Here is a 22,412-nt window from a genome sequence, read left to right as displayed (position 1 = left end):
TCGCCTCCGGTCATGACGCTTCGTTCTCCAGGACAATACCCATGAAACGCGTTCTGCTCCCCTTCCTCTGCACCGTCACACTCGCGTGGTTCGGCGCCTTGCTCGTCGAAGCGGCGCCAGCCGGTACCGCGCTGCCCTGGGCGTTCCGGCAGCAGGCGCTTTATCTCACAGGCCTGTGGTCCTTCGCGCTCATGTCGCTGATCATGGTGCTGGCAACGCGCCCTGCCTGGCTTGAAGCACCGCTGGGCGGCATGGACCGCATCTATCGTATCCACAAATGGGCAGGCATCCTCGCCGTGCTCTTCGCCGCTGCGCACTGGCTGATCGAGATGGCGGACGACGTGATCAAGGCCGTCTTCGGCCGCGCAGGCCGGATCCCCGGAAACCACGACGGCGGCTTTCTCGCCATGATGCAGGATGTCGGCGAGGACCTCGGCGAGTGGGCCATCTATGCCTTGCTGGCCATGCTGCTCATCACCCTGTGGCGCAAGTTTCCCTACCATCTGTGGCGTTACCTGCATCACGTGATGCCGGTGCTCTACCTGATGCTGGCAATCCATGTCGCCTTTCTTGCACCCACGGTGTGGTGGTCGCAACCGGTCGGGTGGATGCTCGCAGTGCTCATCACGATGGGCGTTGCGGCGAGCGTGGTGTCGCTGACAGGGCGCATCGGCAGACGCCGGCGCGTCGCCGGTACCATCGAGTCGGTGCATGCCACGGCTGATGGCATCTGCGAAATCGACTGCCTGCTGGACCCGCAATGGAAAGGTCATCGCGCCGGACAGTTTGCATTCGTGACCTTCGATGCCATCGAGGGCGCCCACCCCTTCACCATCGCCAGCGCCGACCGTGGCGATCATCATGTCCATTTCAAGATCAAGGCGCTGGGCGACTACACCCGTGGTCTGGAGCGAAAGCTACGGGCCGGACAGTCGGTTCAGGTCGAAGGCCCTTACGGCCGCTTCGACTTCCGCCGCGCGTCACGCAAGGCAGCGCAGATCTGGATTGCGGGTGGCATTGGCATCACGCCTTTCATCGCCTGGCTCGAATCGCTGCAGAACATGTCCGACAGTGCGCCCGAAGTCGACCTCTACTACAGCACCCGATGCCGTGACGACGATCCCTTCGTCAGCCGTCTGGAATCGCTGTGCGCGGGCCTCGCATCGGTCAGGCTGCATGTCGTCAGCACCGACCGCGACCCGGTGGTGAACGCCGAATGGCTGCAGCGGCAGCACGGCGCGGCAAAGCACACCGAGCTCTGGTTCTGCGGTCCGCGCGCATTCGGAGATGCCCTGCGCACGGGCATCTCCCGCCTCGGGATGCGAGGTGTACGTTTTCATCAGGAAGCATTCGAGATGCGCTGACAAGGCCGAAACCGCGTGGGCGGGCGCGATCGAAGGCGATGATCGCACCCGCCCATGCGCTGCGACTTGCCATGACGCAAATCGCTGCCTTATAGTGCGGCACATGAAACCCGAACGCGACCTCCTCTCCCTGTCGCTTCGCCTCCTGCCGGCGGGTGTGCTGCTGCACGCCCGACTGCTGCGCCCCGCGCGCTGAATACATTCCCCCCTCCCTTCGTGCCACACCCCACTGCCCGCGCACCCATGCAGGCAGTCGAGCCGTATACGCAATCAGACCTTAGCCGGAGCCGACCATGAAAGACGCCTTGATCATTTTCGATACCACCTTGCGCGATGGCGAACAAAGCCCGGGCGCGTCGATGACCCGCGACGAAAAGCTGCGCATTGCCCGGCAACTCGAGCGCATGCGGGTTGACGTGATCGAGGCCGGCTTTGCTGCGGCCTCGAACGGTGACTTCGAAGCCGTGCGTACCATTGCCGAGGCGATCAAGGAATCCACCGTGTGCTCGCTGGCACGCGCCAACGAGAACGATATCCGCCGCTCGGGCGAAGCCATCCGCCCCGCCGCCCGCGGCCGCATCCATACCTTCATCGCCACCAGTCCGATCCACATGGAGAAGAAGCTGCGCATGACGCCGGACCAGGTGGTGGAGCAGGCGGTGAAGGCGATCGGCTGGGCGCGCGAATATACCGACGACGTCGAATTCTCTGCCGAAGACGCAGGCCGTTCGGACATCGACTTCCTGGTGCGGATCTTCGACGCGGTGATCAAGGCCGGCGCAAAGACCATCAACGTGCCCGACACCGTCGGCTACAACGTCCCCGAGCAATACGCCGCCACCATCCGCACGCTGATCGAGCGCGTGCCGAACTCGGACAAGGTGATCTGGTCGGTGCACTGCCACAACGACCTCGGCCTTGCGGTATCCAACTCACTGGCTGCAGTGATGGCCGGTGCGCGTCAGGTGGAATGCACCATCAACGGCCTCGGCGAGCGTGCAGGCAACGCCTCGCTCGAAGAAATCGTCATGGCCGTGCGTACCCGGGCCGACGTGTTTCCGGTCGAGTCCCGCATCGACACCACCCAGATCGTGCCCGCGTCGCGCCTGGTGTCGCAGATCACCGGCTACCCGGTGCAGCCGAACAAGGCCATCGTCGGCGCAAACGCCTTCGCGCACGAATCCGGCATTCACCAGGACGGCGTGCTCAAGCACCGCGAAACCTATGAGATCATGCGCGCCGAAGATGTGGGCTGGGGCGCAAACAAGCTCGTGCTCGGCAAGCACTCGGGGCGCAACGCCTTCCGCGCCCGCCTGCTGGAACTCGGTATCGAGATTGGCTCCGAAGAGCAGCTCAACCTCGCCTTTGCCCGCTTCAAGGAACTGGCGGACAAGAAGCATGAGATCTTCGACCAGGATCTGCACGCACTCGCCAGCGACGAGGCGATCACCCCCGAGTTCGAGCACTACCGCCTGGTATCCACCCGCTTCCACTCCGAGACGGGCGAGACGCCGCTGGCCGAGATCACCCTGACCGCAGGCGGCCGTGAAACCCACAGCAAGTCGAGCGGCTCAGGCCCGGTCGACGCCGCCTTCAAGGCGATCGAATCGGTGGCAGCCAGCGGCACCGAACTGCTGCTGTACTCGGTGAACGCCATCACCACCGGCACCGATGCCCAGGGCGAAGTGACCGTGCGTCTCGCGCGCGACGGGCGCATCGTCAATGGACAGGGCTCAGACACCGACATCATCGTCGCCTCGGCGAAAGCCTATCTGAACGCGCTCAACAAACTGCACGCCGGCAGCGAGAAGCTCAATCCGCAGGTATGAGCCAGGCCCGCGCCAGTTGCAGGCTCAGTCCTGCGGCTGGCGCGACGGCGCCGTGTTGCGTGCGTAGAACATGGTGCTGAGAAACAGCACGATGGACAGCGCCACCTCGATATAGGCCAGCGTGCCGCTGAGCCCGGCATCGTTGGTACGCAGCACGCCCTCGGTGAGGTAGAGCAGCACCAGCATCGACATCCACTGGTAGGTATAACGCTTGCCACGCAGGATGCCGAATACGGCAAGCATCAGCGGCAGGACCTTGAGCATCATCCACGAACCGCCCGGACGCAGGGGCGCGAGCCACACCTCCCACAGCACGCACAGTACGATCAGCGACAGCAGCGCCACGCTCGATATCAACGACAGCAGACGTGGGCTCATCGCGCACCTCCCAGCTTCAATGCAATCTCCGCAAGGCGACGCCCCTGAGCCTGCGCCAGCACGATTTCCTCCTCACTCAGCTGCGACAACCCGTCCGCACCGGCGACGTGGGTGACACCGTAGGGCGTCCCTCCGCTGCGCGTCGCGTTGAGCGCGGGCTCAGTGTAAGGCAGCCCCACCAGCACCATGCCGTGATGCATCAGCGGCAGCATCATGGACAGCAGCGTGGATTCCTGGCCGCCGTGCTGGCTCGCGCTCGATGAGAACACGCAGGCGGGCTTGCCGGCGAGCGTGCCATTGACCCATGCGCCCGCAAGGCCATCCACGAAATACTTTACCGGCGCCGCCATGTTGCCGAAGCGGGTCGGACTGCCGAGCGCCAGCCCGATGCACTCTTCGAGATCGCGCGCCTCGACATAGGGCGGGCCGTCGGCGGGAATGTCCGCCTCCACCGCCTCACACACGGCCGACACCTTGGGCACCGTGCGCACACGCGCTGCAACGCCGGGAACCTGATGGATACCACGGACGATCTGCTCGGCCAGCGCGCGAACCGAGCCGCGGTGGCTGTAATACAGCACGAGGATTTCCTGCATGACGAACCGAAGTGGATAGAATGCGCGGATTATACCTGCCCTCCCTGCCGGCCCCGTCCGCTCAATCCACATGTCGCTGCAGTCACTCCGCGATTTCGCCGAGCTCTTCTCGGCGCGCTTCAATGCGACCCGCTGCCCGCAGGTTGCAAGCAGCCTGGCCTTCACCACCCTGCTTGCCCTGGTGCCGCTGATCACGGTCACGCTTTCGGTGTTCAGCAACCTGCCGGGCATGGATCAGCTGGGCATCTCGCTCAAGATCTTCCTGCTCGAGAACCTGCTGCCAGACCGTGCAGGCAAGATCATCACCACCTACGCGATCCAGTTTTCGCAGAAGGCCGCCCGCATGACGCTGATCGGCACCGGCCTGCTCGCGGTGACGGCGCTGATGCTGCTGGCCACGATCGAGCGCGTGTTCAACCACATCTGGGGCGTGCGCAAACCGCGCCCGATGCTGCTGCGAATCACCGTCTACTGGTTCATGCTCACCCTCGGCCCAGCCATTCTGGGCGGCAGCGTCTTCGCCACCGGTTACCTGGTCAGCTCTTCAATGGAGTGGTCCGCCCATCTGCCCTGGATCAGCGAGCTCGCGGCACGCACGCTGCCACCGCTGCTGCTGGGGGCCCTGTTCAGCTTTCTCTACTACGCGGTACCCAATCACCCGATCCGCCCGCTGCACGCAATTACCGGAGGGGTTTCGGCTGCGGTCGTATTCTTCCTGATGCAGCGGGCCTTCGGCATGTTCCTCGCCCAGTTCCCCACCTACACGCTGATCTACGGGGCGTTTGCCGTGCTGCCGATCTTTCTGGTGTGGCTCTACCTGTCGTGGATCGTGATCCTGCTTGGCGCCCTGGTGACGGCCACCCTGCCCGCCTTTCTGGAGCGACGCCTGCACTCCCCCTGCTTTCCCGGCAGCGAGGCCTGGGCTGCGGTCAGCGTGCTGCTCGAACTCGCCCGCGCCCAGCAGGACGGCCGGACGACACCGTTTACCCAGCTCCGCGCACACACCGGACTGTCCGAACCCGAGGCCGAGACCTTGCTCGGAAAACTTGGCGAAACCGGATGGACGACACGCGCCGAAAGTGGCGAATGGGTGCTGACCCAGGCGCCAGAGCGCATTCCGCTTAGCGAGGTCATCCGCCGCTTTGCCCTCGACGATCTCGCCTGGCAGGCTGCGTCGGAAGGCAGCGTCTCGGCCCTTGCACAGCGCCTCGGGCGCAGCATGCGGATGGAAGGCGAAACCATTGCCAGCCTGCTCCAGTCACCGCAGTCCGGCGCGCCGGACTGAGTGGCGCACAGGGCCTGCGCGCCACTCAGATCGGATAGGGGTCGATTTCGTAGCGGAAGAGTTCGATGCTGGCCGTCTGCATATCCAGCCCAAGCACCCGCCCCTGCGCGACATAAAGGTGCTCGCCGTCGTTGACCAGCGCAAAACGTCGCGACACATAGGTCCCGGCCGGCGCCACCAGCGCCTGGTGCTGCCTGACGGCCGCCAGGGGGGGCAGCATCAGCGCCGGCGTCATCTTGCGCACATCGCTGCCACGGAAGCCCACCTGAACCGCACTGAAGCCCTGGGAGATCACCTGCAGGCCGAGCTCGACCTGATCCGGGTTGTCGCTGCGAATCCAGCGCACCACGCAGACTGACCAGCCCAGCGTGGATTCGCGACGCAGTGCCAGCAGCATGCCCGCCGACAGCGCGGAATCGACGCCACCCACGCACAGGATGGCATACCCCCCGGGGCTCTCGTTGAACACCATCCACTCCGCCACCTCGGCGCCGGTGCCACGACCGATATCCCAGATCGCCTTCAGACCGGCACAGACCTGCACCGAGTACTGATGCTTGCGCCGAGGCTGCGCCCGCTGCGGCGGTGTGGCCCAGCGGTCGCGCAGACGACGCAGCAGCGAAAGCACCTCGACCGGCGTCAGCCCCTCGGGGAGACCGGACGTTTCCGGATCGAGCAGTTCACCGTCGCGCTCGAGCCCGACGACCTCGGCCTCGAGAACCCGCTCCTCCAGCCACGCAACCTGCTGACTGACGCGGCGGCAGATCCCCTGCGGGCTGAAGTAGATGATGTCGCGCCCACCCTGCGGTTTGTGCCGCACGATCGGTATCGGCGGATTGTCCTGCGCCAGGTCGATCCAGTAGGACGTGGTTTCCGGCTGCAGCGGCTCGGTCGATAGATCTGCGTCGCACGCTGCCGTATCGAGATAATCGAAGAGCCATTGCAATTCACGCGCAGTGAGGCTCTCGGGCTGGCTCACCGCAATGGTCATCACACGCCGGTACTGCACACACAGTGCAGCCACCCCCGCGTCAGCGCCTGCGCCACCCGCCAGCTGTTCGCGCATGCCGGCTGCAAGCCACAACACATGTGCATGCTGCCACAAGCCAAACGGCACCACCGCGCCAGCCATGCTGCCAAGAATGCAGGCCTCGCCGATGAGCTCGAGCGCCTGCGCACTCAGATCGACCAGCTCCTGCCTGCGCGCCCACAACCAGCGCCGCTGCAGTTCCGCCGCCAGACCCCGGTAGTGATCGGAGATGGCGAGCAGGCTGTCGATCAGCGCCATTGCAGTGCGGTGGATCTCCCGGCTCAGCGGCAGGCTCGCAGTGAGCAGGCGTGGCCGGAAACGTCCACAGATGTCCTTTGCGCGTACCCGCAGCAGCCCGAGCAATTCCTCGCGCTGCGCCACCGTGAGCGCGCTGTCGCCCGCCGCGGGTTCGTGGTGCCGCAGGGCAGCGAGGTCCGCAACCGGGTCGTCATCTGGCTCGCCGTTCAGCCAGGTCAGCGCGGCTTCGTGGGTTGCGGAGAGTTGATCGGGCTCTGACATCGACTGTCGCTATGGATTAAGTGGCTTACCATTCTATTCAACTTTGGAACGGCGCACCGCCCTGTACACTCAGGGCGAGCACATTGCCGTCGCACATGAGTCCGGCAAACCCTGAAAAATACACAAGCACCTTGCCGAAAAACCCTATGTACCCTACAATCGTGCGCTTTTCGTCTCTACCGATCTCAGGATACTCAGATGGTCGTCATTCGCCTTGCCCGTGGTGGCGCCAAAAAGCGCCCGTTCTACAACATCGTTGCTGCCGATTCGCGTAACCGTCGTGACGGTCGCTTTATCGAGCGCGTCGGTTTCTACAATCCGGTTGCTTCCGGCGCCGAAAACGCGCTGGTCATCAATACCGAGCGCCTGGCCTACTGGGAGCAAAACGGCGCCCAGCTTTCCCCGACGGTTGCCCGTCTGGTGAAGCAGTCCGCCAAGGCTGCCTGATTTTCAGGACGCTTCAAGCATGATCGTACTGGGGCGCATTGTCGCCCCTTTCGGCGTTCAGGGCTGGCTCAAGATCCACCCTTTCGGTGATGATCCGCTCACGTGGCGGAACATGCCGAACTGGTGGGTTTCGAACGATCCCGACGCCCCTGCAGAAGCATGGTCGCAGCGCGAATTGCGCGGCTGCCGTGCCCATGGCAAGGGCCTGGTTGCGACGCTCGAAGGCGTACCCGACCGCAACGCTGCAGAAGCCATCGAAGGCTGGTACATCGGCGCGCCCCGTGAGGCCCTGCCGAAGCCTGCTGCCGATGAATACTACTGGGGCGATCTGGTCGGTCTGGAAGTGAGCAATGAAGCCGGCGAGGCCCTGGGCACCGTCAGCGGACTGATCTCTACCGGTGCCCACGACGTGCTGCAGATTCAGGACGGAGACAACGAACGGCTCGTGCCCTTTGTTGCCGCCTATGTCCTCGATGTAGACCTGGCAGGCCGGAAAATCCGGGTTGCCTGGGAAAAAGATTGGTGATTCAGGCATACGGCGATCCGCGCCGCTATGACGTGATCACCCTGTTCCCGGAAATGTTCGCAGCCCTCACCGGCAGCGGCATTACCCGTCGGGCGCTGGGCCGCGATCTTTACCGGATCGCCTTTCACAGCCCGCGCGATTTCGCCACCGACGCACATCGCACGGTGGACGACAGGCCTTATGGCGGCGGCCCGGGAATGGTCATGATGCCCTCTCCTCTGGAGCAGAGCATCGCACAGGCCCGGCAGCAGCAGCGGGACGCGGTGGGCAGTGCCGGACCGGTGATCTATCTGTCACCGCAAGGCCGCACGCTGCAGCACGAACGAGTGATGGAACTCGCACAGGCGCCAGGACTGATCCTGCTGTGCGGGCGATACGAAGGTGTCGATCAGCGTGTGATCGACCGTTGCGTGGATGAAGAAGTCTCGCTTGGCGACTTTGTCCTTTCGGGCGGCGAACTGCCCGCGATGGTGCTGCTCGATGCCATCGTGCGACAACTGCCTGGCGCACTGAACGATGCCGATTCGGCGGTGGAGGACTCCTTCGCCGATGGCTTGCTGGACTGTCCGCACTATACGCGGCCGGAAGTATATGAGAATGAACGGGTGCCGGACGTACTGCTGTCCGGCAACCATGCCTTGATCCGCCGCTGGCGCTTGAAGCAGTCGCTCGGACGCACCTGGTTGCGCCGCCCGGAACTGCTCGCCGACAGAGCGATGACCAAGGAAGAATTGCGCCTGCTTGAGGAATTCAAGCGGGAGCAAACTGAGGCGAAAGACGGCGCTGCCGGCTGACGCTTCGATGACAAACCGCATGCATCAGGTGGCGACCTGCTCTGCATGCCAGGCCAAAGGCCATTAGACGAGATGGAGTCAAACACATGAACCTGATTCAGCAACTCGAACAGGAAGAAGTCGCCCGCCTTTCCGAAGGCAAGACGTTCCCCTCATTTGCCCCGGGTGACACCGTGGTTGTGCAGGTGAAGGTCAAGGAAGGCACGCGCGAGCGCCTTCAGGCTTATGAAGGCGTCGTGATCGCAAAGCGCAACCGCGGTCTCAACTCTGCCTTCATCGTCCGCAAGATCTCCTCCGGCGAGGGTGTCGAGCGTACGTTCCAGACCTACTCCCCGCTGGTCGCCTCGATCGAGGTGAAGCGCCGCGGTGACGTACGTCGCGCCAAGCTGTACTACCTGCGCCAGCGCTCGGGCAAGTCGGCACGGATCAAGGAAAAGCTGGACTACAAGTCGGCGGCAGCGAAGAAGCAGCAAGGCTGATTGCCAGTCTCGGAATCGTACAGAAAACGGACCCTCGGGTCCGTTTTTTTATGTCTGCGCTGCGTACCCGGCACGCGTGAGCGGCCCCGCAAAGGACCGCACCGCCACCGCCTGCCAGCTCGCCACGGCCCGGCGCGACGGTCCCGAGCGACGGGCCTGAGACCTCAGCGGCGCTCGACCATGTAGAGCATCACGGCCGCTGCGAGCAGGAACAGCATGCTCGGGGTCAATGCCGCCATCGCGGGCGACCAGGCGTTGATCACGCCAAGATTCGAGAACAGCCCGTTCAGCAGGTGGAAGCCAACGCCAAGCATGACGCCAAGGAAGACCTTGACGCTGACCCCGCCCATGCGATCGTGGGTGAAGGCGAAAGGCAGCGCCAGTGCAATCATCACCAGCGCGGCAAACGGATAGATGAGCTTCTTCCACAGCGCAATCTCGTAGCGCTCGGCGCTTTGCTGGTTGTCGCGCAGATGTCGAATGAAGGCCCACAGATTGCCGACCGACATCCGTTCCGGAACCACCATCAGCACGCTGAGCACTTCTGGCGTCAGCTCCGAGTGCCAGATGAACTCGGGCAGGGTTTCGACGTCGGTGCGGTCGGCACGGAAGTTGGTCTGCACCACACCGGTCAGGCGCCAGAATCCGTCCTGGGTGTACTCGCCCCGCTCGGCCTCGCTGATCGAAGCCAGCGCGGTGTTGTCATCGAAGGTATAGACACGCACCTTCTCCATCGTGCGATCGGGCTGCAGCGTGCGCACATTGACCACAAGACGCCCGTCCTTGACCCACAGGCCTGAGCGCAGCTGCTGCGACACCGTCGAGTTAGTCGCGGTCAGCCGCCACTGCTGGGCAGCGCTCTCGGCGGGCGGGGCAATGTACTCACCGAAGACGAAGGTCAGCACCACGAACACGCTTCCGATCAGCCCCAGCACCCGCAGCATCCGCCACGTCGACAGACCCGACGCGCGCATCACGGTAATCTCGGAATGGCGGGCGAGCGTGGTCAGCGCGTAAAGCGAGCCGATCAGCACCGCCACCGGGAGCAGCTCATACACCCGCCCCGGCAGGATCATCGCCACGTAGATCATGGCGTGATGCAGCATGTAGCCGTCCTTGCCGACGCTATCGAGCTCGTTTACGAAATCGAAAAAGGCGAACAGGCCGAGAAAGGCAACCAGCACCATCGCCGTGGCGCCATAGATCTCGCGCGCAAGGTATCGGGTCAGAATCCTGCTCATGAGCGCGACCGCCAGAAAGGAGTCACCACCAGCCGGCGGTAGAACATGAATGCCACCAGCGCCAGGACGGCAAGGTGCGGCAACAGCAAGGCGAGCTCGAAACGCAGACGCCCCTGCGACACCCAGGCCTGGCAGACGGTGATCGCATTGCTGTAGATCAGATAGGTAAACAGGGCCAGCAGCAGGTTGTTGGTACGACCGGCACGCGGGTTGACGAAGGACAGGGGAATCGCGAGCAGCGCCAGCAACAGGGCTGCGAGCGGAATGCCGATGCGGCCCGCCAGTTCGGCCAGATTGCGGTCATCCGGGTTCTGCAGCAGCTGCAAGGTGGGGCGGGTCCGGGTCTTGGCCGGCGCAGCTGCCATCTGCCTGGATTCGATCTGCACCTGATAGCGCTCGAAAGTCATGACCCGGTACTCGGGCGTACCCGGCGTGCCATCGTAGCGCCGGCCCTTCTCGAGAATCACGTAGCGGTTGCCGTCGTCATCGTTGTGCATGAAGCCTTCTGCAGCGGCAATGACCGTCAGCTTGCCCTTGTTCTCTTCGCTGACGAAGACGTTGCGCACCCGCCCGTCCTCGCCGGCACCCACCTCGACGAAAAACACCCGGCGGGCGCCTGACGACTCGCGAAACACGCCCGGGGCCACACGGGTCGTATCGTCGCGACTGTCGAGACGCTCGCGGTACTCGGCGTTCTTGAGCTGCGCCCACGGGCCGAGGAAGAGCGTCACCCCGGCAATGACCAGCACCAGCGGCACCGCAAAGCGCAGCACGGGCGAGATCCAGGCCGTCAGCGGCACGCCGGATGCAAACCACACCACCATTTCGGAATCACGATAGCCGCGCGACAGCGAGAGCAGCACCGCAATGAAGAGCGTGAGCGTGAGCACAACCGGAAGCTCGCTCAGGGCGCCGAAGCCGATCAGTGCCGCCACGGCGTCCGCGGGCACGCTGCCACCCGCGGCCTGACCGAGAAGCCGGATCAGCACGGTGGTGATGAGAATCGCGAACAGGGCGACAAATACAGCCGCTGCGGCGTAGGAAAATTCCCGCTGAAGGGCGCGGCGGAAGATCATCGCACCAAGTCTGGACCAGTAAGCGTTTTTGGGGAGGGTGTTCAGCTGCTTTTGACGGGCTTGTCGGGAACGGGCCATAATCGGCAACAGACCCAAGGACGCGTCGTACACAGGAGTAAGCTCGTGGAATTTACCATAAAGACCGTCAGCCCGGAGAAAGTCCGGACCGGCGTGCTCGTTGTCGGCGTGTTCGCCGGCGGCACCCTGACCGCCTCTGCGCAGACCCTCGACAAGGCCAGCAAAGGCAAGCTGTCACAACTGATCAAGCGCGGCGACCTCGAGGACAAGGCCGGCGCCTCCATGACACTTCACGACCTGCCGGGCACGACCGCCGACCGCGTACTCCTGGTGAGTCTGGGCAAGAAAGAGGACTTCAGCGACAAAGCCTATCGCGATGCCCTCGCCAGCGTCGCCAAGGCACTGTCGGCCAGCCCCGCCAAGGACGCCGCAATCACCCTCGCCGACACGGCACCGGGCGCGCGTTCGCAGGCATGGTGCCTGCAGCAGGCCAGCCGCATCATCGCCGACGGTGCCTACCGTTTCGACGCACCCAAGGCGGGCGGCAAGGACAGTAAGAAAGAGCGCGGTGCGCGCAAGATCACCCTCACCATCGACTGCAAGGTCAATGCTGAGCTCGAAACCGCCGTGCGCCGCGGGCAGGCCGTGGCAGAAGGCATGGCGCTGGCCAAGGACCTCGGCAACCTGCCGGGCAACGTGTGCACCCCCGCCTATCTCGCGGACACCGCCAAGGCGCTCGGCAAGCAGTTCAAGCTCGACGTCGATGTGCTCGACCGTGCCGACATGGAAAAGCTCGGCATGGGCTCGCTGCTCTCGGTCGCAAAGGGCTCCGAGCTGCCACCCAAGCTCATCGTCATGCACTACAAGGGCGGCAAGGCCAAGGCCAAACCCGTCGTGCTGGTCGGCAAGGGCGTCACCTTCGACTCCGGCGGCATCTCGCTCAAGCCCGGTGCCGAGATGGACGAAATGAAATACGACATGTGCGGCGCAGCCAGCGTGATCGGCAGCATCAAGGCCATTGCACGCATGGCCCTGCCGATCAACGTCACCGTAATCGTGCCAGCCACCGAGAACATGCCCAGCGGCACCGCGACCCGCCCGGGCGATGTGGTCACGTCGATGTCGGGCCAGACCATCGAGATCCTGAACACGGACGCCGAAGGCCGGCTCATCCTGTGCGACGCCCTCACCTACGCCGAGCGCTTCAAGCCGGACTGCGTCATCGACGTCGCCACGCTGACCGGTGCCTGCGTTGTCGCGCTGGGCAAGATCCCCTCCGGACTGCTCGCCAACGACGACGACCTTGCCGCCGAACTGATCAAGTGCAGCAACGACTCCGGCGACCGCGCGTGGCAGATGCCGTTGTGGGAGGAATACCAGGATCTGCTCAAGAGCAACTTTGCAGACATGGGAAACATTGGCGGACGTTACGGCGGCACCATCACTGCGGCCTGCTTCCTGTCGCGCTTCACCAAGGCCTACAAGTGGGCACACCTGGACATTGCCGGAACAGCCTGGGTGTCGGGTGACGCGAAGGGTGCAACCGGACGGCCAGTGCCCTTGCTGACCGAGTTCCTGATGAGGCGTGCCGAGGGCACGGCGGACTGAACGCGGTGACGCGGGTACAGTTTTATCACAACACGCCGGACCGGCTCGCGCTCACCTGCGAGCTGGCCGCAAATGCACATGCGGGTGGCAGGCAGGTCGCCATCCGCGTGGCCGATTTCGCCCACGCACGCCGCCTCGACCAGCATCTGTGGACGGCTGTACCGCTCTCGTTCATTCCACATGTGCTGCTTGAATCCCCGCTCGCAGCGGAGACGCCGATCGTGATCGGCACTGCTGACAGCACCCGCCCCTGGCCCCATGGCGACCTGCTGTTCAACCTTGCCGACGACATTCCGCCGGGTTTCGAGCAGTTCCGCACCGTGGTCGAAATCGTCGGCCAGAGCGAGGCGGACAAACTGCCCGCACGAACACGCTGGCAGCAGTACAAGGCCAGCCAGGTCCCACTCAAAGCCTTCGACGCCGAAAGCAGGTCAGCCCTATGAACGCGTGGTCACCCCGGGACGAGAACTCCGACGCCGAACTGGAGCTGGCCGACAGCCTGATCGGCAAAGCCGATGCGCTGCTGCGCCGTCACCACGCCACCAACGCCCCGCCCGCAGCCATGCCGGCCGAGACCCCCGATGACGGCGACGAACTGCCCATCCTTACCGATGTCGTCCTCGACTTTGACGAAAACATCCCGCTGCTCAGTGAAGTGGCGCAACTGCAGCAGAACACCCCGTCGCCCGCACCCGCAGCGGCCGCGAATCAGGCGGGCCTGAGCATCCAGGACCGTGCCGTGCTCGTCGAACATCTGGTTGAAATCGACACCCTGATCGCGCACGAAGTGGAAACCTGGCTGAGCAACGAGCTCCCGCAACTGCTGTCCCGTGAACTCGACAAGCTCAACGAGCGACTGCGAATCGAGACTCTCGCCCACCTGCGCGCAACCCTGCTCCCGACCCTTTCGGCGCATATCGCGAGCCGTCTGGACGACATCGAGCGCTAGACCGCCCGAGCACCGGCAGCCTCCGCCGGCACAGGATGACCGCCACGATGCACAAAGGGCCCGACGATCATCCGCCGGGCCCTTTGATCGTTTACGCCGCGCCGGTCTGCACCGGCCACGCCCTGCCGCGCTCAGGAACCATAGAGCAGCCCGGGCAGCCAGGTCGCCAGCGCCGGGAACACCACCACCAGCACCAGCGCCAGCACCTGGATGGCCAGGAACACCAGCGACGACTTGAAGATCGTTGCCATGCTGATCGTGGCCGGCGCAACCCCGCGGATGTAGAACAGCGCATAGCCGAATGGCGGACTGAGAAAACTCATCTGCATGTTGACCAGATACAGCACCCCGAACCACACCAGCACCTGGTCCGGCGTCGGTCCGGGCATGCCGAACAGCCCGTCGAAGGCCAGACTCTTCACGATCGGCACGAAGATGGGCACAGCCAGCAGCAGGATGCCGACCCAGTCGAGGAACATGCCGAGGATGACCAGCAGGAACATCATCAGGAAGAGGATGCCGTAGGGCGAGAGTCCGGTACCGAGCAGGCTGTCGGTAATGAAGGACTGTCCGCCCTTGAGGATGTAGAGCCCGACAAAGATCGACGCGCCGAAGATGATCCACAACACCATCACGGTCGCCTTGGCCGTTGCCAGACTCGCACCGAACAGGCCGTCGAGCGTGAGACGGCCGTGAATCAGCGCCACGATCATGGCACCGAAAGAACCGAGGCCGGCAGCCTCCACCGGCGTGGCGACACCGGTAAACAGCAGCCCCAGCACGATGATGACCAGCAGAATGGGCGCAATCAGGCCGCGCAGCAGGATGAGCTTGGCCCCCAGGCTGAGACGCTCCTCTACCGGAACGGCCGGACCGACCGCCGGATTGAGCAAGGAACGGATCAGCACGTAGGCGACATACAGTCCCGCCAGCATCAGGCCCGGCACCACGCTGCCCGCATACAGCTCGCCAACCGACTGCTGCGCCACCACCGCGTAAAGAATGGCGAGAATGGACGGCGGGATGAGCACCCCGAGTGCGCCGCCCGCCATGATCGAGCCCAGCGCGATCTGCTCGTCATAGTGACGCTTGAGCATTGCCGGCAGCGCAATGATGCCCATGGTGACGATCGCCGCCCCCACCACGCCGACCATCGCGGCAAGAATGGTGGATGCGAGGATGGTGGCCACTGCAAGCCCGCCGCGCAGGCCACCCATCCACTGATAGACGGCGTCGAACATCTCCTCGATCAGGCCCGCGCGTTCGAGCATCGTCGCCATGAAGATGAAGAGTGGAATCGCCGCCAGATCGGGGTTGGTCATCATCGGAAAGATGCGGCTCGGCACCATGTTCAGCATCGCCGAGTCACCGACCAGGTACAGAAACACCACGCCGAGACCGCCGGCAACGAAGGCCAGCGGCAGTCCGGCCATCAGCAGCACGAAGAGCGAGCCGAACATGATCCAGGTGAGCGCACTCATTTCCACGTTGGCCAGCACGCCCTGCATGCGGAACAGGAAGTAGTCGTCCCCCCAGGGATCGTAGAACGCGATGTTTACCGCTTCGATCGCCATGATTGCGGCGAGCAGCAAGGCCCCGCCATAGACAGCAAAGCGAAAACCGGTGTGGTTGGCAGCGGAGCCGTTCGAATTGGTGGTCTGCATGTCAGTGGTGCTCCCGGCAGGCCGTTTCAAATCTGCGGATGTCCTTGATCAGGTGCGAGATCCCTGCCAGCAGGATCAGGATGGCCCCAAGCAGCAGCGCGGCCTTGACCGGCCAGTACTGCACCTGCCAGGTTTCCAGCGAACGCTCCCCCTGGTTGTAGCTGTCGGAAAAGAAGCGCCATCCGGTGGAGATCATCACCAGCACGAAGGCAAAGAAGAACACCGAGGTCACCACATCGACCGCGCCTCGCGCCCGCCTCGACAGCTTGGTGTAGATCACATCCACCCGCACGTGCGAGCCATGCAGCAGGCCGTAGGCGCCGGCGAGCGCGTACTGCATGCCGAACAGCAGATAACTGGACTCATGCACCCAGATCGTGGGCTGATTGAAGGCGTAGCGCATGAGCACCTCGTAGGTGTAGGCGAGCACCGCGTTCACGCTCCACAGCGCGACGAAGGTCCCGCTGCGGTCGCTCAGCCAGTCGACCACTCTTTCAAAGGTGGTCGCAGTCGCCTCATGCTTGACCGCGGGCAGCACCCCCTGCCGTTGCGCAAGCACGATCAGGATCAGCGGCATCACTGCCAGCCAGCCCCAGTAGGCCCAATGGGGCATGACAAAGCCAAAGCCCTGCAGGTCACTCATCGCGTACTCCGGGAAATAAGCCGGACCACCCCCGTCCGCAGACAGGTTCGATCCGGAAAAAGATCAGTTGCCGGCAGCGCCGTGCCCCGTCGCCGCGGGCACGCTGCGGTTGTGCGCCCGGATCGCGCCATGACGCGATCCGGGCGCACAACCACGTTCAAGACCGGCGCCGCTGGCCAGACTCAGAGGCTCTGACCCTTGAGGTCGTCTGCGGTCACGTAGCCAAGGATCTCGTTCTTCATGTAGTCGAGCTGCAGCTTGAACACACGCGTCGCATCCGGATCCTTCTTCGCCCACTTGTACCAGATCGGGATCGCCGCCTTGCGGAAGCGCTCGATGTCGGTCGGCCCCATGCGCGAAACCTCGGAGCCGGCCGCGATGAACTTGTCCATCGCAACCATGTTGGCCTTCTGGATTTCAACGTAGTGGTGAAGGGAGTAGCTCTTGACCTGATCCTCGACGAATTCCTGCATCTTCTTGCTCAGGCGTTTCCAGGCCCCCATGTTCACCGTGAGATCCATGATGTCCACCGGCTGATACACGCTCATCGTTCCCGGCGGTCCGAACAGGATGTACTTGGTCACCTGATGGAAGCCGAGGTCGTAGTTGACCGCCGGACCGACGTAGTCGGCAGCATCGATCGTGCCCTTCTCAAGCGCGGGAAAGATGTCCGAGCCCGGCAAGGCCACCGTGGAGCAGCCAAAGGTCTGGAACACCTCGGCAACCATGCCGCCGGGCAGACGGATCTTCTTGCCCTTCAGATCGTCGACCGAGCGGATCGGCACCTTGGAGTGAATGATGTTGGCGTCGTGGTGGATCGGGCCGACGAAGAAGAGCCCCTGCTTGGCGTAGATCTCGCGCGCCAGTTCGAGCATGCCGAGGCCGTAATACATCGTGTCCCACTGTGCCGGCTGATCCGGCCCCATCGGGTACGAGGACAGGAACACCGACGCGGGGATCTTCCCCGCCCAGTACAGCGTGAACGGGTTCATCCCCTGCAGCACGCCACTGCGCACCGAATCGAACAGGGAATTGTTGTCGGCCGCGACCGCCTTTGCCGGAAAGGGCTGGATGCTCAATTCACCGCCGGACTTTTCCTTGAAGTTGTTGCACCAGGTCTCGAAGAGCTTGTAGCCAGTGGTCCCGGCATCCCAGGTCGACTGCACTTTCCACGTCGTTCCCGACTGCGCCTGTGCATTGCCGATAAACGGCGCCGTCACCAGCGCAGTCGATGCAGCCACCTTCAGAGCCTCTCGGCGTGTGAATGTCTTGCTCATCTTGTCTCCTCCGTCGTTGTTTGGCCAGGCAGGCACCCTCGACTTATTTATTCCCGCAGCGCAGCAATTTCACTTTGCGCGGACTCGCTACAGCACCTCACCCGGTACATCAGAATCAAGCGTGGCTGCAGCGAGCTGCACTTCCGAATTCGCCACAACCCTTTGATACAATGGATAACCCCTAAGGCCACACCAGCACCCCAGACGCCGGCGCCACTGCATATTGCGCTGAATTCAAGCCCTGAAAAACACAACATAAGGAATATCAATTATTCTTCGCTGGAATCAGTGAAGGCCTTCGCCACGGGAGTATGCCGATGGACAGATTCACCAGCATGCAGCTCTTCATCCGCCTTGTGGATAGCGGCAGCTTCTCGCGCACGGCGCGCGACATGAACCTGACGCAGCCGACGGTCACCAAGCACATCGCTGCAATCGAGGCCAGACTCGGCGTGCGCCTGCTCAACCGCAACACACGCGGCATGCGGCTTACCGAGGCAGGCACGCTGTTCTATGAACGCTGCAAGATCATTCAGCGGGAAGTCGAGACCGCCGACGACATGGTGACCCGCCTCGGTGAGCGGGTGCACGGCCGCCTGCGCATCGCAAGCTCCTCGGGTTTCGGGCGCAGGGTCGTGATGCCGCTGGCGCTCGAATTCATGGCCGGCAATCCGGGCGTACAACTCGATCTGCAGTTCGACGACCACATGATCGACCTCGTCGAGCACGGCATCGACGTGTCTGTCCGCATGGGCAAGCTCGCCGACTCCACGCTCGGCAGCCGCTGTCTAGGCCTCAACCCCTGGGTCACCGTGGCGAGCCCGGCCTATCTCGCCCGCTGCGGCGAACCCACCCATCCATCGACGCTCACGGCACATCACTGCATCGTCTACAGCAGCGTACAGGGCGACCACCTGTGGCATTTCGCCGACAGCAAGGGCAACCCGGTCCCGGTGGCGGTGAGCGGCCCGGTGCGCTCAAACAACATCTCCTGCGTCGCCTCGGCCGCAATCGACGGCATCGGCATCGCCCTGCTGCCGCTCTACATCGCGCGCCGGTGGATCGTGCGCGGCACGCTGACCTCCATCCTCAAGGGCTTTCCCCTGCCCTCGCAGGAGATCCATGCCGTCTATCCGTCGCCACGGCTCGTTCCCGCCAAGGTCAGCGCATGGATCGCCTTTCTGCAGACGCAGTTCGAGGACGATGCGTGGATCAGGCGCGAATGGGGAAATCTCGACTCCCTGCGCTGAGCGATCAGTCCTTGCGCTGTTTCCGACGAATGCCACCGGGAGTGTTGGTGGCGCATCCGTTATAATTACGCCTTTGCCTTCAAGCGCGCTAAAACAACATGGAACTGGCCAAAAGCTTCGAACCGGAGAACATCGAGCGTCGCTGGTACCCCGAGTGGGAATCCCGCGGCTACTTTGATGCCGGCCTCGACAAGTCGAACCCCAACGCCTTCTGCATCCTGCTGCCGCCGCCGAACGTCACCGGCACGCTGCACATGGGACATGGCTTCAACCAGACGATCATGGATGCGCTCACCCGCTACCACCGCATGCGTGGTCACAACACGCTGTGGCAGCCGGGCACCGATCACGCCGGCATCGCCACGCAGATCGTGGTAGAGCGCCAGCTCGACGCGCAGGGCATCTCGCGTCACGAACTCGGGCGCGAGAAGTTTCTGGAGAAGGTGTGGGAGTGGAAGGAGTACTCCGGCGGCACCATCACCCGCCAGATGCGCCGCCTCGGCACCAGCCCGGACTGGAAGCGCGAGCGCTTCACCATGGACGAAGGCCTGTCGAAGACCGTCACCGAAACCTTTGTCCGGCTCTATAACGAGGGCCTGATCTATCGCGGCAAGCGTCTGGTCAACTGGGATCCGAAGCTGGGTACGGCGGTATCCGACCTCGAAGTCGTTTCCGAAGAGGAAGACGGCAAGCTGTATCACATCATGTATCCGTTCTCGGACGGTGCGATCGACGGCCTGCAGGGCCTCACCGTCGCCACCACCCGGCCCGAGACGCTGCTCGGCGACGTCGCGGTCATGGTGCACCCGGAAGACGAACGCTACGCCCACCTGATCGGCAAGACCGTGCGCCTGCCGCTCACCGGCCGCGACATCCCGATCATCGCCGACGACTACGTCGACCGCGAATTCGGCACCGGCTGCGTCAAGGTCACGCCCGCGCACGACTTCAACGACTACGCAGTCGGTCAGCGTCACAAGCTCGACATGATCGTGGTGCTCAAGCTCGACGGCAGCATGCCCGCCGTGGCCGAGCGCTATGACACCAACGGCCAGGCACTGGAAGGCGTGGCCATGCCCGCCGGCATCGTCGGCATGGACCGCGTCCCCGCGCGCCAGCAGGTGGTCAACGAGCTCGAAGCCCTCGGCCTGATGCTCGAGATCAAGGCGCACAAGATGCAGGTGCCGCGTGGCGACCGCACCAACGTCGTGATCGAGCCGATGCTCACCGACCAGTGGTTCGTTGCCATGAGCAAGCCGGGCGCCGACGGCAAGTCGATCACGCAGAAGGCGCTCGACGTGGTTTCGTCGGGCGAGATCAAGTTCTATCCGGAAAACTGGATCAACACCTACAACCAGTGGCTCAACAACATCCAGGACTGGTGCATCTCGCGTCAGCTGTGGTGGGGCCACCGCATTCCCGCCTGGTATGACGAGGAAGGCAAGATCTACGTCGCCACCGACGAAGAGGCCGCGATCCACGCGTGGAAGGCCGATCTCGAAGCCGAGATCAACCGCCTCAAGGCTGAAGTCCAGTCCCGCCAGGCCGCAGGCGAGACCACCGAGCAGCACCCGGAACTCGCGCAGCGCCTGTCCGTGCTTCACGCCCGTTACGAAGAAGGCAAGCTGCGCCGTGAAGACGATGTGCTCGACACCTGGTATTCGTCTGCGCTGTGGCCGTTCTCCACGCTCGACTGGACCGCCGAGTGGCCGCAGCAGAGCAACGATGCACTCGACCTCTACCTGCCCTCCACCGTGCTCGTTACCGGCTTCGACATCATCTTCTTCTGGGTCGCCCGGATGGTGATGATGACGACTCACATCACCGGCAAGATCCCGTTCAAGCACGTCTACGTGCATGGCCTGATCCGTGACGCGGAAGGCCAGAAGATGTCGAAGTCGAAAGGCAACGTGCTCGACCCGATCGACCTCATCGACGGCATCGCCATCGATGAACTGGTGAAGAAGCGCACCTTCGGCCTGATGAACCCGAAGCAGGCGCAGAGCATCGAGAAGAAGACGCGCAAGGAATTCCCCGAAGGCATCCAGGCCTTCGGCACCGACGCCCTGCGCTTCACCTTCGCCAGCCTGGCCAGCCCGGGGCGTGACATCAAGTTCGACCTCGCGCGCTGCGAGGGCTATCGCAACTTCTGCAACAAGCTGTGGAACGCTACCCGCTTCGTGCTGATGAACTGCGAAGACCAGGACTGCGGCATGAACGAGCACACGCCCGATCAATGCGCGCCCGGCGCTTATCTCGACTTCTCCTTTGCCGACCGCTGGATCGTTTCCCGTCTCCAGCGCACCGAAGCCGACGTTGCCACCCAGTTCGAGTCCTACCGCTTCGACCTCGTCGCCCGCACGGTGTACGAATTCGTGTGGGACGAGTACTGCGACTGGTACCTGGAGCTGGCCAAGGTCCAGATCCAGACCGGCACCCCGGAGCAGCAGCGCGCCACCCGGCGCACCCTGCTGCGCGTGCTCGAGACCGTGCTGCGCCTCGCCCACCCGCTGATCCCCTTCATCACCGAAGAGCTGTGGGAAACCGTTGCGCCGCTCGCCGGACGCAAGGATGCCGACAGCGTGATGCTGGCACGCTACCCGCAGGCCGATCTGAGTCGCGTCGACGAAACTGCAGAAGCGAAGGTCACCGAGCTGAAGGCCATGATCTACGCCTGTCGTAACCTGCGCGGCGAGATGAACATCTCCCCCGCCCAGCGTCTGCCGCTGGTCGCGGCGGGCTGCGCCGACAAGCTCAAGGCCTATGCGCCCTATCTTGCGGGTCTGGCCAAGCTGTCAGAGGTCGAGATCGTCGCCGAAATCAGCGCCGAAGAGCTGGCACCGGTGGCCGTGGCCGGCGAAACCCGCCTGATGCTGCGCGTGGAGATCGACATCGCCGCAGAGCGCGAGCGTCTGGGCAAGGAGATCGCCCGCATCGAAGGCGAGATCGTGAAAGCCGAAGGCAAGCTGGGCAACGCCAGCTTCGTCGATCGTGCCCCCGCTGCCGTCGTGCAGCAGGAACGCGATCGCCTCGCCGGCTTCAAGGTCACGCTGGAGCAGTTGCGTCCGCAACTGGCAAAGCTGGCTGGTCATTGATGCAATCGCCCGGGGCCGAGGTGGCCCCGGGATAAAGCTCAAGCAAAAGGGCCGCTGATCGCGGCCCTTTTGCTTGGGTAACACTCAGTGCAGCATCACTTGCGCCGCATGTAGAACTCGAATGCCTTGTCGGCCGTCTCGCCCTGCTTGACCAGTTCATTCCCGGTCTGTTTGGCGAACGCCTGAAAGTCTTTCACCGAACCCGGGTCGGTCGCAATGATCCGCACAACCTGGCCATGATCAAGCTCGGCCAGTGCCTTCTTGGCACGCAGGATCGGCAACGGGCAGTTCAGACCGCGGGCGTCTACTTCCTTGTCGAAATCCATTGCTTCGTCCTTAGTCTT

Annotated in this window: 21 protein-coding genes; 12 read left to right on the top strand and 9 right to left on the bottom strand. The window is 63.6% G+C overall.

Annotated features, from left to right (window positions below; all coding sequences use genetic code 11):
- Nucleotides 1-41: 41 nt before the first annotated feature.
- Both AC22G6_RS03500 and AC22G6_RS03495 read left to right on the top strand, forming a co-directional pair.
- The gene (locus AC22G6_RS03500; RefSeq protein ID WP_487365632.1) at nt 42-1,364 is read left to right on the top strand and encodes a ferredoxin reductase family protein; all 1,323 of its coding nucleotides are present in this window, start codon (nt 42-44) and stop codon (nt 1,362-1,364) included.
- 293 nt (nt 1,365-1,657) lie between these two features.
- Nucleotides 1,658-3,193: a 2-isopropylmalate synthase gene (locus AC22G6_RS03495; protein ID WP_108949052.1), complete on the top strand. Its 1,536-nt coding sequence runs from the start codon at nt 1,658-1,660 to the stop codon at nt 3,191-3,193.
- A gap of 24 nt (nt 3,194-3,217) precedes the next feature.
- On the opposite strand, the gene AC22G6_RS03490 is transcribed toward AC22G6_RS03495, so the two are convergent.
- Complete coding sequence (locus AC22G6_RS03490) at nt 3,218-3,571, bottom strand: DUF2069 domain-containing protein (RefSeq protein ID WP_108949053.1); 354 nt, start codon at nt 3,569-3,571, stop codon at nt 3,218-3,220.
- Entirely contained in the window at nt 3,568-4,167 is a 600-nt protein-coding gene (wrbA, locus tag AC22G6_RS03485) for an NAD(P)H:quinone oxidoreductase (RefSeq protein WP_487365631.1), read from the bottom strand. Before wrbA ends, AC22G6_RS03490 begins: the two co-directional genes overlap by 4 nt.
- 70 nt (nt 4,168-4,237) lie before the next feature.
- Between wrbA and AC22G6_RS03480 the strand changes: the two genes are divergently transcribed.
- On the top strand, nt 4,238-5,452 hold the full coding sequence (locus AC22G6_RS03480; RefSeq protein ID WP_487365630.1) for a YihY family inner membrane protein: 1,215 nt from the start codon (nt 4,238-4,240) through the stop codon (nt 5,450-5,452).
- A gap of 25 nt (nt 5,453-5,477) precedes the next feature.
- Here the strand turns inward: AC22G6_RS03480 and AC22G6_RS03475 are convergent, their stop codons facing one another.
- Entirely contained in the window at nt 5,478-7,001 is a 1,524-nt protein-coding gene (locus AC22G6_RS03475) for a hypothetical protein (RefSeq protein ID WP_487365629.1), read from the bottom strand.
- Between the two features lie 198 nt (nt 7,002-7,199).
- Between AC22G6_RS03475 and rpsP the strand changes: the two genes are divergently transcribed.
- The 4 genes from rpsP (at nt 7,200) to rplS (ending at nt 9,247) form a co-directional block, all read left to right on the top strand.
- Nucleotides 7,200-7,448, top strand: a complete 249-nt coding sequence (gene rpsP, locus AC22G6_RS03470) for a 30S ribosomal protein S16 (RefSeq protein ID WP_108949057.1) — start codon at nt 7,200-7,202, stop codon at nt 7,446-7,448.
- 19 nt (nt 7,449-7,467) lie between these two features.
- The gene (gene rimM, locus AC22G6_RS03465) at nt 7,468-7,974 is read left to right on the top strand and encodes a ribosome maturation factor RimM (RefSeq protein WP_487365628.1); all 507 of its coding nucleotides are present in this window, start codon (nt 7,468-7,470) and stop codon (nt 7,972-7,974) included.
- Nucleotides 7,974-8,768, top strand: coding sequence for a tRNA (guanosine(37)-N1)-methyltransferase TrmD (trmD, locus tag AC22G6_RS03460; protein WP_487365680.1), 795 nt, complete (start codon nt 7,974-7,976; stop codon nt 8,766-8,768). The genes rimM and trmD overlap by 1 nt, the downstream gene beginning before the upstream one ends.
- Before the next feature lie 86 nt (nt 8,769-8,854).
- On the top strand, nt 8,855-9,247 hold the full coding sequence (gene rplS / locus AC22G6_RS03455) for a 50S ribosomal protein L19 (protein WP_108949059.1): 393 nt from the start codon (nt 8,855-8,857) through the stop codon (nt 9,245-9,247).
- Nucleotides 9,248-9,411: 164 nt separating this feature from the next.
- Here rplS and lptG read toward each other — a convergent pair whose 3' ends face one another.
- Together lptG and lptF are read right to left on the bottom strand one after the other, a co-directional pair.
- The gene (gene lptG, locus AC22G6_RS03450; RefSeq protein WP_108949060.1) at nt 9,412-10,488 is read right to left on the bottom strand and encodes an LPS export ABC transporter permease LptG; all 1,077 of its coding nucleotides are present in this window, start codon (nt 10,486-10,488) and stop codon (nt 9,412-9,414) included.
- Nucleotides 10,485-11,564: an LPS export ABC transporter permease LptF gene (gene lptF, locus AC22G6_RS03445; RefSeq protein ID WP_108949061.1), complete on the bottom strand. Its 1,080-nt coding sequence runs from the start codon at nt 11,562-11,564 to the stop codon at nt 10,485-10,487. The genes lptG and lptF overlap by 4 nt, the downstream gene beginning before the upstream one ends.
- Before the next feature lie 123 nt (nt 11,565-11,687).
- Between lptF and AC22G6_RS03440 the strand changes: the two genes are divergently transcribed.
- Genes AC22G6_RS03440 through AC22G6_RS03430 form a run of 3 tightly spaced genes read left to right on the top strand, consistent with a single transcriptional unit; the run spans nt 11,688 to nt 14,139 of the window.
- Nucleotides 11,688-13,190 (top strand): leucyl aminopeptidase, encoded by a 1,503-nt coding sequence (locus tag AC22G6_RS03440; RefSeq protein WP_108949062.1) that lies wholly within the window; start codon nt 11,688-11,690, stop codon nt 13,188-13,190.
- 5 nt (nt 13,191-13,195) lie between these two features.
- Nucleotides 13,196-13,633 (top strand): DNA polymerase III subunit chi, encoded by a 438-nt coding sequence (locus AC22G6_RS03435; protein ID WP_108949063.1) that lies wholly within the window; start codon nt 13,196-13,198, stop codon nt 13,631-13,633.
- The gene (locus tag AC22G6_RS03430) at nt 13,630-14,139 is read left to right on the top strand and encodes a hypothetical protein (protein ID WP_108949064.1); all 510 of its coding nucleotides are present in this window, start codon (nt 13,630-13,632) and stop codon (nt 14,137-14,139) included. The genes AC22G6_RS03435 and AC22G6_RS03430 overlap by 4 nt, the downstream gene beginning before the upstream one ends.
- 131 nt (nt 14,140-14,270) lie before the next feature.
- On the opposite strand, the gene AC22G6_RS03425 is transcribed toward AC22G6_RS03430, so the two are convergent.
- The 3 genes from AC22G6_RS03425 to dctP form a co-directional block, all read right to left on the bottom strand.
- Nucleotides 14,271-15,803: a TRAP transporter large permease gene (locus tag AC22G6_RS03425; RefSeq protein WP_108949065.1), complete on the bottom strand. Its 1,533-nt coding sequence runs from the start codon at nt 15,801-15,803 to the stop codon at nt 14,271-14,273.
- A 1-nt stretch (nt 15,804) separates the two neighbouring features.
- Nucleotides 15,805-16,446 (bottom strand): TRAP transporter small permease subunit, encoded by a 642-nt coding sequence (locus AC22G6_RS03420; protein WP_108949066.1) that lies wholly within the window; start codon nt 16,444-16,446, stop codon nt 15,805-15,807.
- Nucleotides 16,447-16,628: 182 nt separating this feature from the next.
- Complete coding sequence (gene dctP, locus AC22G6_RS03415; RefSeq protein WP_108949067.1) at nt 16,629-17,723, bottom strand: TRAP transporter substrate-binding protein DctP; 1,095 nt, start codon at nt 17,721-17,723, stop codon at nt 16,629-16,631.
- Nucleotides 17,724-18,040: 317 nt separating this feature from the next.
- Between dctP and AC22G6_RS03410 the strand changes: the two genes are divergently transcribed.
- Nucleotides 18,041-18,973 (top strand): LysR family transcriptional regulator, encoded by a 933-nt coding sequence (locus tag AC22G6_RS03410; protein ID WP_108949068.1) that lies wholly within the window; start codon nt 18,041-18,043, stop codon nt 18,971-18,973.
- A gap of 98 nt (nt 18,974-19,071) precedes the next feature.
- Nucleotides 19,072-22,068, top strand: a complete 2,997-nt coding sequence (locus tag AC22G6_RS03405) for a valine--tRNA ligase (RefSeq protein ID WP_487365627.1) — start codon at nt 19,072-19,074, stop codon at nt 22,066-22,068.
- Between the two features lie 95 nt (nt 22,069-22,163).
- Here the strand turns inward: AC22G6_RS03405 and AC22G6_RS03400 are convergent, their stop codons facing one another.
- On the bottom strand, nt 22,164-22,394 hold the full coding sequence (locus AC22G6_RS03400; protein WP_108949070.1) for a sulfurtransferase TusA family protein: 231 nt from the start codon (nt 22,392-22,394) through the stop codon (nt 22,164-22,166).
- Between the last annotated feature and the right edge of the window lie 18 nt (nt 22,395-22,412).

It is taken from the genome of Parazoarcus sp. PS-13 R2A, from assembly GCF_057621855.1.
This window is presented reverse-complemented; position numbering and strand designations above follow the sequence as displayed.